Raw genomic sequence first — 12,880 nt, 5'->3', positions numbered from 1 at the left:
TCCTCTCTACAAATCACGTGCTTCATAAATTTTAATTGTAAGAAACATAGAAGCGATATAAATACTGACTAATGCAATGAATCCAACTATAAATACACCAATATGCATAGGATTCATAATCCACTCCATGAATGAAGGCGTTGTTTCATTCAGCCCATCACTAATAAATATCCAAAGTATCCCCCCGACTCCTATTGATGCTGCTGATACTAGACTTCTTACTACATTCGATTTTATAGCATAATAACTAGGGAAAAAGGTGACAACTAAAAATACGGCGTAAACAAGCCCATTTACTACTCCATACCATGGAATTTCAATGTATAGATTAGGATGATATGCACCGATATCACCAATAACAGCGATACCTCTTATAAGGAAAATAAGCAACAACGTAGAGAACATGCCACCTACAATAAATATTGCGCTAGATATATATCTAGCAATCACGATATCCTTTCTACTTAACGGTAAACTATTCATAACAATGTCGCTTGTATTCCGTTCATCTATTACAATTAATATCGTAACTGAGGAAAGAGTTATAAATAAACAACTCATAGGAAACAGCATTTCACCACCGTTTTCAAACAAAAAGAATACAAAGGGTATAGTAAGATACACTGACCATATCCCCCGAAAAAAGAACAAATCTTTATAGATGAGCTGACGCACAGGCACCTCTCCCTTTTGCGGTGTAAACGATAATATCATCTAATGTAGGCTTTTCTAGTACAACCTCATTTCCAAACCAATCGATAATTGCTTGTTTATCCTTCGCTAAACCTTCGAAACCAAATTTATTTTTTCGTAATCCAATAAATAATTCTTTTCCTTCTCGGTCTAATAAATCATTACTTCCTTTTACGATTACGTAGTTCTCCATTAGTTCATCTTTCTCACCAGTAAATATAATTTCTCCATCATTGATGAACGTAATATAATCTGCGATGCGCTCTAAATCTGTTGTAATGTGCGTTGAGAATAATACAGATACTTCATCCTCCATTACAATTTCTTGCAAAATATCAAGTAATTCACTTCGAACAACTGGATCTAATCCTGCTGTCGGTTCATCCATAATGATAAACTCTGCGTGATGTGAAAGTGCGATAGCAATCGCAAATTTCATTTTCATCCCTTTTGATAATTCTTTAATTTTTTTATACTTCGGAACTTGCAATCTATGCATATACGATTGATACTGCTCTTCGTCCCACTTTTTATATAGCGGTGCAATAATACGTTTCATTTGTTCACACGTTAAATCTTCGTAGTAATGATTTTCATCATATACAAAACCGATATTTTGTTTTATTTCCTTCTCGGCTTTTTTATTGTCCTTGCCAAAAATTTTTATATCACCGCTATCTTTTCTAATTAAATTCATAATCATTTTGATCGTCGTACTTTTCCCTGCGCCATTCGGTCCGACAAATCCCATAATATATCCGCGTGGTAACGTAAAACTTATATTTTTCACTGCAAAATCTTGATAACTTTTACAAACGTTTTTTAGCTCTAGCACTCTTTATTCCCCCTCATATAAACACGCAATCATCTGCTGTAAATCTTCAAGTGAAAGCTGCAACGCTTTACTTTCATTTACAATCTCTTCCGCTTTACTTTCCAATAGACGAAGCCTTTGTTCGTTTAGTAGTTCATTATTTTTACGTGAAACATAAGTCCCCTTCCCAGCAACAGTTTCTATATATCCTTCTTTTTCAAGCTCCTCGTACGCACGCTTCGTTGTAATTACACTAATTTGTAATTCCTTCGCTAAGCTACGAATAGACGGTAATTGGTCTCCACCCTTTAAACCACCATTTAAAATAAGCTGGCTTAATTGTTTTCTTATTTGTACATAAATAGGGTCTTGGGAAGAATTCGAAATAATAATATTCATGTTTTCCTCCAGTGTGTATATACTGTATATACCTTATATATACAGTATATACACACCATCCTATTTTTGGCAAGAAAAAAAGACCAACATTTTCCTGTTGGTCTTTCGTATATGTATCACTTTTCAAAGCGATCTAACATCTCATCTCTCATTCCGAAACTCACTACCGCAATTCCTACATACATAAACAGAAGGAACGCCGGATGAACTGTGTTGTACCAAGTGCTATCAACAATTAAATAAATCGTTAATGCTACAACAAGAACAAACGCTAAGATAAACATATAAAAGTGTCTTGTACTACCCATAATAAACTCCTCTCTTCTCTCGTCACCATTCAACAGTATATTGTATCGAATAATTCGATATGACTCAAGGTTAACTTTCTGTTATGTAATCAAGTTCCACCTTTACAATGTCCTCACATGCTATTGAAATGATTGTTCCTTTCTTATCAATTGCCGTCACTTCTCTATTATCCATTACACGATGTGCTACTCTTTCTAATACTTTTCCTTGATCTCGATAACAAAATTCTTTTACATCTTTAATCGTTTTTCCGTTTTCTAAATGGTATATCATTCTATAACACCGATATCCCACATTTTCACCCCCAACTTGCTCGTTTTTTCACATATACATAAAAATGAGTCATTCCTATCTCATTGCATCTTCTTAATTTCAATAAAATTCTAACAAAAATAAATACTTTTATCAAACTGACTTTTTCAACAAAATCACCTATAAAACTACTTCTTTACACCATTATGAAACAAAAAATATAAAATTTTAACATTTTCTTCACTAGTTCTGCATAAAGTGAAACTTTAATCAGCGGGGGATTTTTGTTCATCCCCACTGATTATTAGTTGAACCAATCGGACATTTACGGGCAGTCTATCTCCCACCTAACTCCTTTGCACCAGCCGAGTTTTCAGGTGGGAGTTTTACTGCCCGCAAATAGTGGGACAAATTCTCCATACAAAAAAAGAACCCGCATATAGCGAGTTCTTCCTTTGTTATTCTAATTAAACTTGTACAGGAGCTAGCTTTTCATAACGTAAAACTGGTTTACGAGCAGCCAATGTTTCATCCAAACGTTTAATTACCGTTGTATGTGGCGCTTCTTGTACAACTTCTGGATTTTCTTCTACTTCTTTAGCAATTTGAATCATCTTATCAATGAAACCATCTAATGTTTCTTTTGATTCTGTTTCTGTCGGCTCAATCATAATACATTCTTCCACATTTAATGGGAAGTAAATTGTCGGTGGATGGTAACCGAAATCAAGCAGGCGTTTTGCAATATCTAATGTACGTACACCAAGTTTCTTTTGACGACGACCTGATAATACAAACTCATGCTTACAATGTCTATCGAATGGAAGATCATAGAATGGTGCTAATCTTCTCATCATATAGTTCGCATTTAATACCGCATACTCCGTTACTGCACGTAGTCCATCTGGACCCATAGAACGAATATATGTGTATGCACGAACGTTAATTCCGAAGTTACCATAGAATGGTTTTACGCGCCCAATTGCTTCTGGACGATCATAGTTAAAGTGATAGCCATTTTCCGTTTTCTCTAAAATTGGTTTTGGTAAGTACGGAATTAAATCAGCTTTCACACCTACTGGACCCGAACCTGGGCCACCGCCGCCGTGAGGACCTGTAAATGTTTTATGAAGGTTTAAATGCACAACGTCAAATCCCATATCTCCTGGGCGCGCTTGGCTTAATACCGCATTTAAGTTTGCACCATCATAGTATAATTTCCCGCCTGCGTTATGGACGATTTCTGCCATTTCTAAAATATTTTCTTCGAATAGACCTAATGTATTAGGATTTGTTAACATAAGTGCTGCTGTTTCTTCGTTTACAACACGTTTTAAATCTTCCAAGTCAACAAGACCATGTTCATTTGATTTTACTGTAATTGTTTCAAAGCCAGCTACAGTTGCAGATGCTGGATTCGTTCCGTGAGCAGAGTCAGGAACAATTACTTTCGTACGGTTAAAGTCACCATTTGCTTCATGGTATGCACGAATTAACATTAAGCCTGTCCATTCTCCGTGTGCACCAGCTGCTGGTTGCAATGTAACAGTATCCATACCTGTAATCTCAATTAAGTGCTCTTGTAAGTCATACATTAATTCCATTGCACCTTGTACTGTCTTTTCATCTTGTAATGGATGAATATTTGCAAATCCTGCGAAACGAGCTACATTCTCATTAATTTTCGGATTATATTTCATCGTACAAGATCCAAGTGGATAGAATCCAGAATCTACACCGTGATTACGGTTTGAAAGTGCTGTATAGTGGCGCATAATGTCAAGTTCAGATACTTCTGGTAGCTCTGCATCTTCTACTCGAATATAATCGCTCTCAAACACATCTTCTAGTTTCACTTCTTCTACATCTAATTTTGGTAGGCTATATCCTATGCGTCCTTCTTTACTCACTTCAAAGATAAGTGCTTGGTCTTGATTCTTCATTGGATAGCCCCCATTTCGTTTACAAGTGTGTCAATTTCCTCTTTTGTACGAAGCTCAGTTACTGCTACAAGCATATGGTTCTCATGCTCTTTATAATCACGGCCTAGGTCGTAACCGCCGATAATATTCTTTTGTAATAATGCATCGCTTACTTCCTTCACTGGACGCTTGCAATCTACAACAAACTCATTGAAGAATGGTCCAGCAAATGTTACAGTGAAGCCTTTCGCTTCAAATTGACGTTTTGCATAGTGTGCTTTAGAAATGTTTTGACGTGCCATTTCTTTCACACCTTGTTTACCAAGTGCCGTCATTGCAACTGATGCTGCTAATGCATTTAACGCTTGGTTTGAACAAATGTTAGACGTCGCTTTATCACGGCGAATATGCTGTTCACGTGCTTGTAACGTTAATACAAATCCACGTTTACCATCTGAATCTACAGTTTGTCCAACAAGACGTCCTGGAATTTTACGCATAAATGCTTTCGTTGTTGCAAAGTAACCACAGTGTGGTCCACCAAACTGCGTTGGAATACCAAATGGTTGTGCATCACCGATTACAACATCAGCACCAAATTTCCCTGGTGGTGTTAATGCGCCTAATGATAATGGATTTGAAGAAACGATAAATAATGATTTTTGTTGATGAACGATTTTTTCAATATCAGCTAATTTTTCAACTTGTCCGAAGAAGTTTGGATATTGAACGATTACACAAGCAACTGTATCATCTACTTCACTTTGTAATACGTCTAAATCTGTTACACCATCTTTATGATTAATTTCAACAACTTCAAGATGTTGACCTTTTGCATACGTTTCAAGTACTGCTCTTGATTCTGGATGAACTGCACTAGATACAAGAATTTTCTTTTTGCGAGTATGGCCAGCTGCTAGCATTGCCGCTTCAGCTAAAGCTGTACCTCCGTCGTACATAGAAGAGTTTGCTACATCCATTCCTGTTAATTCACAAATCATTGTTTGGAATTCAAAGATCGCTTGTAATTCCCCTTGTGAAATTTCTGGTTGGTATGGCGTGTAAGCTGTATAAAATTCTGAGCGAGAGATAACGTGATCTACAATTACTGGAGCGTAATGATCGTATACACCTGCTCCTAAGAAAGAAGCGTATTCTTTTAAGTTAGCATTTTTACTAGCCATTTGAGTTAACTCTTTTAAAAGCTCTGGCTCTGATTTTGCTTCTTTAATTTTTAAATCCCCTTTAAAACGAACACTCTCTGGAATATCAGAGAATAACTCATCGATCGTTTGAACGCCGATCGTTTGTAACATTTCTTTTTTGTCTTCTTCTGTCATTGGAAGATAACGATGCAACATGAAATCTACCCCTCTCCCCGTTACTTTGAACGTTTATAAAATGGTGTTGGAACAACTACTGCTTTGACGCGTTTATTACGAATTTCAATTTCTACTTCTGTATCAACTGCTGCGTATTTTACATCAATTAGTGCTAAACCAATGCTTTTCTTTAACGTTGGAGATTGTGTACCACTCGTTACTTCCCCGATTTTTTCTTCTCCAATAAATACAGGGTAATGTGTACGAGGAATTCCACGTTCGATTACTTCGATGCCGACTAACTTACGAGGCGCACCGTTTTCTTTTTGCTCTTTTAACGTTTCTTTTCCAAAGAAGTCTGCTTCTTTATTTGGTTTTACCGCAAAGCCAATGCCAGCTTCAATCGGTGTAATATCTTTTGATAATTCTTGACCATAAAGTGGTAATGTTGCTTCGAAGCGAAGTGTATCACGAGCACCTAAACCACATGCTTTTAAGCCTTCTTCTGCTCCAACTTCAAGAAGTTTCTCCCAAAGTTTTGCAGCATCTTCACTCTTACAGTAAATTTCAAATCCATCTTCACCTGTGTAACCTGTACGAGATACAAGTGCTGGAATTCCATCTACAAGAATATCGTTTTTAAATTTAAAGAACTTAATTTCTTTCAAATCTTCTGACACAACTTTTTGTAAAATGCCTTCTGCTTTTGGACCTTGAATTGCAAGCTGTGCAACTTCACTAGAAACATTGACTACTGTCGCATCGCCAATTACATGGCTAGCTAACCATTCGTAATCTTTCTCGATATTTGATGCATTGATTACTAATAAATAGTCTTCTTCACCACGTTTGTAGATTAATAAATCATCTACTGTACCACCATTTTCGTAGCACATAGCTGTATATTGTGCGCCTCCTACCTTTAAAGTAGAAACGTCATTTGTAACAACACGTTGTAAAAATGCTAAACTATCTACACCTTTTACCTCAACTTCTCCCATATGAGACACATCGAACAAACCTGCAGCCGTACGTACAGCTTCATGTTCTTCTTTAATGCTTGAAAATTGAACTGGTAATTCCCAACCACCGAAGTCGATTGTTTTTCCACCATACTTCGCGTATACATCAAATAACGGTGTACGTTGTAATGTAATCATGCTCTCTCCCCCTTATGCTTTGACAAATCAATAAAAGTTGCTCGCCATATCTAAACATTTTCACTCTGAAAAGATAGGATATACGGAATCTCATTATATTTTTTTATGAAAGCGTAAATAAAAAATCACTTTCTTGGATAAAATACGAAAGATTCCACACATTTCACACCATTATCCTAACATCATTCGCTATATTTCATCAATATTCTAGCATAAAAAATAATTTAGAATTTTTCATTCTTAATCTTATTAAATACAACTTTCAAAATTCAGCCCTTTATCTTTGCCTATTCTTTAACTTTCAGTATGTGTAATAGCGCCTTATTACAAGGTTTATATAATAAAGATTTTTTTAATAATTACTTTAGTTTATAAAAGGTGGGAGAGTCGTAATGAATGTCGATATTTCCGTAGATCGAACGTGGCAAAACAATTTTTTAAATAGAATTAATGAAGATGGTCCTTGGACAAATTGGGATTTATATCATTTAGCTTATAAAACAGAAAAATCGTTACTTGTTCCTACTTTCGATGGATTACAAGCACCGAAGCATTTATCTCATTTCACACCACTTCCTCATCAATTAGAAGTCGCTCAAAATGTCATTGAACAAATGAATGGTAAAGCGATACTAGCAGATGAAGTGGGACTTGGGAAAACGATTGAAGCTGGGCTTATTTTAAAAGAATATATGGTCCGCGGCCTTGTGAAAAAAGTACTTATACTCGTCCCTGCCTCTCTCGTATCACAATGGGCATACGAATTAAATACAAAGTTTTTTATTCCAGCTGTAGCCCAAAAGAAAAGCTACTCGTGGGAACAAGCCGATGTGATTGTATCATCAATTGATACTGCAAAACGTTCACCGCATCGCGATATTGTTTTGAATTTAGAATATGACCTTATTATTATCGATGAAGCACATAAACTTAAAAATAATAAAACAAAAAACTATGAATTTGCACAACGATTAAAAAAGAAATTTTGCTTATTATTAACCGCTACGCCTGTTCAAAATAAGATTGACGAAATTTTCAACCTCGTTTCTTTATTAAAGCCAGGACATTTAGGCAATCAATCCAACTTTGAAGAATATTACGCTTCAAAAAATCGTTCCGCCGAATCTGATGAACATTTAAAAGCTCTTATTAACAAAGTGATGGTCCGAAATCGACGTCATAATACCGGAATTGATTGGCCAAAGAGACATGTACGTACAATTTTTGTTGAGTTTAATGAAGAAGAGCAAGCTTTGTATAATGGTATTGAAAATTGGCGAGGACAAGATGCCTTCACATCTGCTTTCTCATCGTTAACTTTAAAACGGGAAGCGTGTAGTAGTCGTGAAGCTGTTTACTATTCATTAAAAAAACATGTGGAAAAAAGGCAGAAAGAAAATGAGCATTACATAAAAGACCCGCATATTGATGTGCTAATGGACAAAATTAATCATATTCCTTTCAACTCAAAAGCGAATAAAGCACTAGAGCTTATAAAAGAAATTGACGATAAAGTCATTATCTTCACTGAATATAGAGCTTCACAAATGTATTTACAATGGTTTTTACAACAACACGGTATTTCTTCCGTTCCATTCCGCGGCGGGTTTAAACGCGGGAAGAAAGATTGGATGAAGGAGCTTTTCCAAAACCACGCACAAGTATTAATTGCAACCGAAGCTGGTGGTGAAGGGATTAACTTACAGTTTTGTAGCCATATGATCAATTATGACTTACCGTGGAATCCAATGCGTCTTGAACAAAGAATCGGACGTATTCACCGTCTTGGTCAAAAGAATGATGTTCATATTTATAACTTAGCTACAAAACATACTGTTGAAGAACATATTTTGAAACTGTTATATGAAAAAATCAATTTATTTGAGCGTGTTATCGGTGAACTTGATGAAATTTTAACGAGAATTAATATGAAAAACATCGACGCACATATTCAAGAAATATTTGCGCAGTCAAAAAGCGAAGGAGAAATCCGAATTAAGATGGAAAACTTAACATCTATTATCGACTTCGCGAAACGAAATGAAGCTGAGGTGCAAGGCTATGCAGCAACATGAAATTCATAATTACTTATACAATTTTTTTGAGGCGAATAACTGCGAAATTTTAAAGCGCTCCCCTCATCTATTAGATGTGCAGTTAACAATTGAGATGGATAAATTATTAATGAACCGTCCTTTTTATTGGCACTATCTTGAGAAAACAGGAGGCGTACCGAATCCGATGCGCCTTACTCTTCTTACAAATCCGGAAAGTGAAGAAAGCGATGGTGAGCTTATTCACTACGGTTCACCACGTCTTCATCAAATTTTCCAAACGACAAAAGAATTAGGCTCTTACATACGTTTATATGAGGAAGTACGGCATAGCGGAGCGACACATACACCACTCCATCCTTGGCTCGGTGTAAATATTAAAGTTTCCTATCAATGTGATCGAAAAAAAGACATTCTTCACTCTATTGGTATTCATCTCATTTCTGGCACAATGATTGCAAACTTTCATGAAACATTAGCTAAAATTAAACTTACACCGAAAATACCTGACTTTTGTTTTACACTCTCGCCTATCATTAAACCGCAAAGCGGTTTACAACGTATAGAGGATGCTTTAAAAAATATTATTGCAGAAGATGACCATACGTGGGCGAAAGAAGCAAGAGTGCGCTGGAATCACGATTTAGATCTTTTAAATCGTTTTTATGAAGAAAGTGATGAACTTCCTGAAAGCTATGAAATTGAAAAACAAGCCTTGCAAGAGCAATATGAACCACGCATTACAGTACAAATTATTAACGGCGGACTCTTTTATGTTACCGCGAATCATTTTCTATCTTAAAGAAGCTCCTTCTGCTTTAGAAGGAGCTTTATTTTGAGTTACTCTCTATCTTCATTACGCTCTTGTTGTTTTTTCTTTGCCATACGTTTTTGAGACGCACGATCCTTTGCACTCACATGATTTGCATCAGTTGGAAGATTTTCTTTTGAACGGCCAATTCCATTGCTCATCTTTTCACCCCTTTTTATATCTTTCAAAATACCCCCTTATTTTCAGCTAGAGATACAATCCTTATACAAAAAAATAAGAGCAGCCATTGGCTACTCTTACTCACTCACATATTTTTGAAACATATCATGGATGCCTTTATTTACGAGGTTCGAGATCTGCTCGTCAGATTTATTCGGATAACGATCACGCAATCTGATAGATGCCTTCACCATTAAATTTTCTAATACAGAACGGCCACCTTCTCCATAAATAATTTCAGCATACTTAACAAGCCTTCCATCCTCTACTGTTGCTGGATTATGATTGAAGAAAAATTTACTCATTGTCTCCACCTCTCTATTTTGATAACGTTTACATTTATATAGATTATTTATGTTATTTATTTCACAATATTGTATGCATGTATATTTAATTAGTTTCATTATAAAGCAACATATCGATAGTAAATATGTGATTTTCCGTCCATTTTGTGAACAAACCAAAAAATGAAAGCGTTCCCTTTATTATATACTAAAAAAACTTACTACGCTAGGGGCAATTTTTTCAATCTACTAATCCCTCAAAAATTAATATATTTTTTCTTTTCCCATTAAACCTTATACAATTTTCAGAAATTATATTATAAAATATATGTATGACTTAAGGAGGATTTATATGAATCAAAATAAAAAAGCTATATTAGATCTTGTCTTTTATCTTGTAATCCCATTCCTCATTTGGAAATTTGCAAAACCTTATATCGATCCTTATTACGCGATGTTACTTTCCTCTGTTCCGGGGATTATTTATACACTGTATACCTTTAAAAAAGAAAAACAGTTTAACGTGACAGGATTCTTTATTTTAATTACACTCATTTCTAATACAACGGTAGACCTATTATCTGGATCAGCTGAACGGATGTTGTGGAATGATGCGTATTATCACATCGTACTCGGTATTATCGTCATATGTACAATTTTTATAAAAAAACCACTTATGTTATATTTCGCAGCAGATATTGCCGCATTGCAAGGCCATGACCGTGATAAAAGTCGTGAACTGTATCGTGATAGTCGTATCTATCCAGCACTACAATACTTAACGCTATTTTTCGGCCTACAATTCATATTAAAAAGCTTCTTAAAAATTTATTTCATCTCTGTTTTCGGTGTAGAGGGCTATGGTGAAATGAGAGCAATTATGACCGCTGTTGGGTGGGGCATTTCTATTTGCATCGGAATTGGATTTGTTTGGGTAAACAATAAAATACATGCCGTTACAGAAGAAAAGGAATCCGTGCAGTAAATGAAAATCCCCTAGTAGCATCATACTACTAGGGGATTTTCATTTACTGCACGGATTACGAAATCGTTAACTTGATTTTTTTCTTTTATTTTTTACGTTTCGATAAAACAAAGCAGCACTAAGCGGCATAACACCAAACCACTTATTCATAAATGGCTCTTTTTCAGCACGGCGTTGTTCTTTCTTTTGTTTACGATCTTCTTTTGGAGCATCCATATACGACACAAACTGCTGTGTCACAAAGCGAACATAATCATTAGTAGACATATTATCATCACCTCTACTTGATTAGTATGTCCATTTTTTTATTCATTAATCTTTTCTTTTAATTCATTCATGATTTGTTTTACCGTTTTATTCGTCGTATCAATATGAATATGAGCCTCTTCATAATGAGCTCGGCGCGATTCAAATTTCATCACAAATGCCTCTATATCTTTCTTCTGAAATAGTGGACGTGTCGTATCTTCACGAAGCCTTTCTGCAATTACATGTGGATCACAATATAAATACACGACAGTTCCATTTTCCTTCATCCACTTTCGGTTTTCTTCTCGCTCAATGATTCCGCCACCAGTTGTAATAATTACATTACAACTCGGTAGTGAACGTAACATTTCACTTTCATATTCCCGAAAAGCCATTTCACCTTCTTCGGCAAAAATATCACGAATCTTCTTCTCTTGCTTCTCTTCAATTTTTTGGTCTGTATCGACAACATCCATATGAAGTTCTTTACTTAACGCTTTTCCAATTGTTGTTTTCCCAGCTCCCATATAACCGGTTATGTATATAGATTTCATTTTCGTTCCTCTCAATCATCCGTTATTATTTGTTATTATAACGAAAGATTTCATTATTTAATAAAAAAACGTTTCGTTCTCCTTATCCAATGGAGAACAAAACGTAATATACCACTTTTACTTATAAGTACCTCTTCTCACCCACTGCGTTGCAATCCATTTCTCACCTTTCGTTACAGGTGCCCCTCCGTGTAACGTAAGCTCATTTAGTGATTGGTCTTGATAAAAATACTCAAAGTATACTGCCATTCCCTTTCTAGGGTGCACAGAAAGATTTAATTTAGGGAAGAACGTTTCTCCGCCCTCTTCTACATCATTTAAGTACATGACAAGCGTACTAATACGATTATTAGCAGCTGATCTACTATGTTCCGCAAAATAATCATAGTGCGCTTTATATTGTTGATCCACTTCATAATTTAAAATGTGTAATCCTTCTCCATGCGACGCGGGAACATTCATGATAGATGAAATTCGTTTTTCAATCTTCGCAGTAAATTCATTATCGTCCAAAAATGTACCACTACTCGTTCGAATATCATTTACATCACGTGATGAACCAACTTTTGAACGCGCTAACTTACTTTTAGACAATTCAATCAATTCGTCGCATTCTTCATCACTTAATACATTTCCTAACACGACAATAAGAGGTTCTTCGAATTTTGAAATAATGTGTATTTCCCTATCTTCCGTCATAATTGCATTTCCTTTATGATCAAAAATAGTTTGTTCCTTATTTTCACCTATTTGATTGTTATTTGTCATTTCCCTATTCTCCCTAAAAAAATATGTTTGGATAGCTTGAATATATCATATTCTTTCTACCTTTCTCTTTTTTGAGAAAATTTAAACTTTCAATTGTTTTATTTATCCATTTCCTTTTAAAAAC

General features: G+C 35.4%; 16 protein-coding genes and 1 pseudogene. 4 read left to right on the top strand and 13 right to left on the bottom strand.

The features are described 5' to 3' along the window. Window positions 1-6: 6 nt before the first annotated feature. From ACUN0F_RS11885 to gcvT, 8 genes are all read right to left on the bottom strand, one after another. A complete protein-coding gene (locus ACUN0F_RS11885; protein WP_262719685.1) occupies window positions 7-675 on the bottom strand; it encodes an ABC-2 transporter permease in 669 nt (222 codons plus the stop codon). Further along, the gene (locus ACUN0F_RS11880; protein WP_149213035.1) at window positions 656-1,528 is read right to left on the bottom strand and encodes an ABC transporter ATP-binding protein; all 873 of its coding nucleotides are present in this window, start codon (window positions 1,526-1,528) and stop codon (window positions 656-658) included. The genes ACUN0F_RS11885 and ACUN0F_RS11880 overlap by 20 nt, the downstream gene beginning before the upstream one ends. A 3-nt stretch (window positions 1,529-1,531) precedes the next feature. After that, window positions 1,532-1,906 carry a GntR family transcriptional regulator gene (locus tag ACUN0F_RS11875; protein WP_327973390.1) on the bottom strand — a complete coding sequence of 125 codons (375 nt, stop codon included), beginning with the start codon at window positions 1,904-1,906 and terminating at the stop codon, window positions 1,532-1,534. A 116-nt stretch (window positions 1,907-2,022) separates the two neighbouring features. After that, window positions 2,023-2,214: a hypothetical protein gene (locus ACUN0F_RS11870; protein WP_000535935.1), complete on the bottom strand. Its 192-nt coding sequence runs from the start codon at window positions 2,212-2,214 to the stop codon at window positions 2,023-2,025. 70 nt (window positions 2,215-2,284) lie between these two features. Beyond that, entirely contained in the window at window positions 2,285-2,488 is a 204-nt protein-coding gene (locus ACUN0F_RS11865) for a DUF3929 family protein (RefSeq protein ID WP_000639158.1), read from the bottom strand. 446 nt (window positions 2,489-2,934) lie between these two features. Further along, window positions 2,935-4,410 (bottom strand): aminomethyl-transferring glycine dehydrogenase subunit 2, encoded by a 1,476-nt coding sequence (gene gcvPB, locus ACUN0F_RS11860; protein ID WP_000795689.1) that lies wholly within the window; start codon window positions 4,408-4,410, stop codon window positions 2,935-2,937. After that, a complete protein-coding gene (gcvPA, locus tag ACUN0F_RS11855; protein ID WP_445539524.1) occupies window positions 4,407-5,750 on the bottom strand; it encodes an aminomethyl-transferring glycine dehydrogenase subunit 1 in 1,344 nt (447 codons plus the stop codon). Before gcvPA ends, gcvPB begins: the two co-directional genes overlap by 4 nt. Before the next feature lie 20 nt (window positions 5,751-5,770). Further along, a complete protein-coding gene (gene gcvT / locus ACUN0F_RS11850) occupies window positions 5,771-6,871 on the bottom strand; it encodes a glycine cleavage system aminomethyltransferase GcvT (protein ID WP_000631766.1) in 1,101 nt (366 codons plus the stop codon). 392 nt (window positions 6,872-7,263) lie between these two features. Between gcvT and ACUN0F_RS11845 the strand changes: the two genes are divergently transcribed. After that, the gene (locus tag ACUN0F_RS11845) at window positions 7,264-8,946 is read left to right on the top strand and encodes a DEAD/DEAH box helicase (protein ID WP_001100049.1); all 1,683 of its coding nucleotides are present in this window, start codon (window positions 7,264-7,266) and stop codon (window positions 8,944-8,946) included. Next, entirely contained in the window at window positions 8,933-9,727 is a 795-nt protein-coding gene (locus ACUN0F_RS11840) for a YqhG family protein (protein ID WP_001183978.1), read from the top strand. Before ACUN0F_RS11845 ends, ACUN0F_RS11840 begins: the two co-directional genes overlap by 14 nt. A gap of 38 nt (window positions 9,728-9,765) precedes the next feature. On the opposite strand, the gene ACUN0F_RS11835 is transcribed toward ACUN0F_RS11840, so the two are convergent. Next, entirely contained in the window at window positions 9,766-9,897 is a 132-nt protein-coding gene (locus ACUN0F_RS11835) for a hypothetical protein (RefSeq protein ID WP_033662760.1), read from the bottom strand. Between the two features lie 96 nt (window positions 9,898-9,993). Next, the gene (locus ACUN0F_RS11830; RefSeq protein WP_000032702.1) at window positions 9,994-10,221 is read right to left on the bottom strand and encodes a hypothetical protein; all 228 of its coding nucleotides are present in this window, start codon (window positions 10,219-10,221) and stop codon (window positions 9,994-9,996) included. 73 nt (window positions 10,222-10,294) lie between these two features. Between ACUN0F_RS11830 and ACUN0F_RS11825 the strand changes: the two are divergent. Both ACUN0F_RS11825 and ACUN0F_RS11820 read left to right on the top strand, forming a co-directional pair. Further along, a pseudogene (locus tag ACUN0F_RS11825) lies at window positions 10,295-10,412 on the top strand (GTP pyrophosphokinase). A 140-nt stretch (window positions 10,413-10,552) separates the two neighbouring features. Then, window positions 10,553-11,185, top strand: a complete 633-nt coding sequence (locus tag ACUN0F_RS11820) for a VC0807 family protein (protein WP_001075114.1) — start codon at window positions 10,553-10,555, stop codon at window positions 11,183-11,185. Between the two features lie 66 nt (window positions 11,186-11,251). Here ACUN0F_RS11820 and ACUN0F_RS11815 read toward each other — a convergent pair whose 3' ends face one another. The 3 genes from ACUN0F_RS11815 to ACUN0F_RS11805 all read right to left on the bottom strand — a co-directional run bounded on the left by ACUN0F_RS11815 (window position 11,252) and on the right by ACUN0F_RS11805 (window position 12,756). After that, a complete protein-coding gene (locus tag ACUN0F_RS11815; RefSeq protein WP_000106081.1) occupies window positions 11,252-11,452 on the bottom strand; it encodes a YqzE family protein in 201 nt (66 codons plus the stop codon). 38 nt (window positions 11,453-11,490) lie between these two features. Then, window positions 11,491-11,988, bottom strand: a complete 498-nt coding sequence (locus ACUN0F_RS11810; RefSeq protein ID WP_000836638.1) for a shikimate kinase — start codon at window positions 11,986-11,988, stop codon at window positions 11,491-11,493. Between the two features lie 117 nt (window positions 11,989-12,105). Further along, on the bottom strand, window positions 12,106-12,756 hold the full coding sequence (locus ACUN0F_RS11805; RefSeq protein WP_445539523.1) for a 2OG-Fe(II) oxygenase: 651 nt from the start codon (window positions 12,754-12,756) through the stop codon (window positions 12,106-12,108). Window positions 12,757-12,880: the final 124 nt, after the last annotated feature.

Source organism: Bacillus sp. 1A (assembly GCF_052682215.1).
The sequence above is the reverse complement of the archived record's forward strand: the minus strand, read 5'-3'. Positions and strand labels throughout refer to the sequence as shown.

Excerpts from the sequence above, each read along its gene's own strand:
- ACUN0F_RS11875 (WP_327973390.1), bottom strand. The coding sequence starts at position 1,906 with ATGAATATTATTATTTCGAATTCTTCCCAAGACCCTATTTATGTACAA.
- ACUN0F_RS11870 (WP_000535935.1), bottom strand. The coding sequence starts at position 2,214 with ATGGGTAGTACAAGACACTTTTATATGTTTATCTTAGCGTTTGTTCTT.
- ACUN0F_RS11865 (WP_000639158.1), bottom strand. The coding sequence starts at position 2,488 with ATGATATACCATTTAGAAAACGGAAAAACGATTAAAGATGTAAAAGAA.
- gcvPB (WP_000795689.1), bottom strand. The coding sequence starts at position 4,410 with ATGAAGAATCAAGACCAAGCACTTATCTTTGAAGTGAGTAAAGAAGGA.
- gcvPA (WP_445539524.1), bottom strand. The coding sequence starts at position 5,750 with ATGTTGCATCGTTATCTTCCAATGACAGAAGAAGACAAAAAAGAAATG.
- gcvT (WP_000631766.1), bottom strand. The coding sequence starts at position 6,871 with ATGATTACATTACAACGTACACCGTTATTTGATGTATACGCGAAGTAT.
- ACUN0F_RS11845 (WP_001100049.1), top strand. The coding sequence starts at position 7,264 with ATGAATGTCGATATTTCCGTAGATCGAACGTGGCAAAACAATTTTTTA.
- ACUN0F_RS11840 (WP_001183978.1), top strand. The coding sequence starts at position 8,933 with ATGCAGCAACATGAAATTCATAATTACTTATACAATTTTTTTGAGGCG.
- ACUN0F_RS11835 (WP_033662760.1), bottom strand. The coding sequence starts at position 9,897 with ATGAGCAATGGAATTGGCCGTTCAAAAGAAAATCTTCCAACTGATGCA.
- ACUN0F_RS11830 (WP_000032702.1), bottom strand. The coding sequence starts at position 10,221 with ATGAGTAAATTTTTCTTCAATCATAATCCAGCAACAGTAGAGGATGGA.
- ACUN0F_RS11820 (WP_001075114.1), top strand. The coding sequence starts at position 10,553 with ATGAATCAAAATAAAAAAGCTATATTAGATCTTGTCTTTTATCTTGTA.
- ACUN0F_RS11815 (WP_000106081.1), bottom strand. The coding sequence starts at position 11,452 with ATGTCTACTAATGATTATGTTCGCTTTGTGACACAGCAGTTTGTGTCG.
- ACUN0F_RS11810 (WP_000836638.1), bottom strand. The coding sequence starts at position 11,988 with ATGAAATCTATATACATAACCGGTTATATGGGAGCTGGGAAAACAACA.
- ACUN0F_RS11805 (WP_445539523.1), bottom strand. The coding sequence starts at position 12,756 with ATGACAAATAACAATCAAATAGGTGAAAATAAGGAACAAACTATTTTT.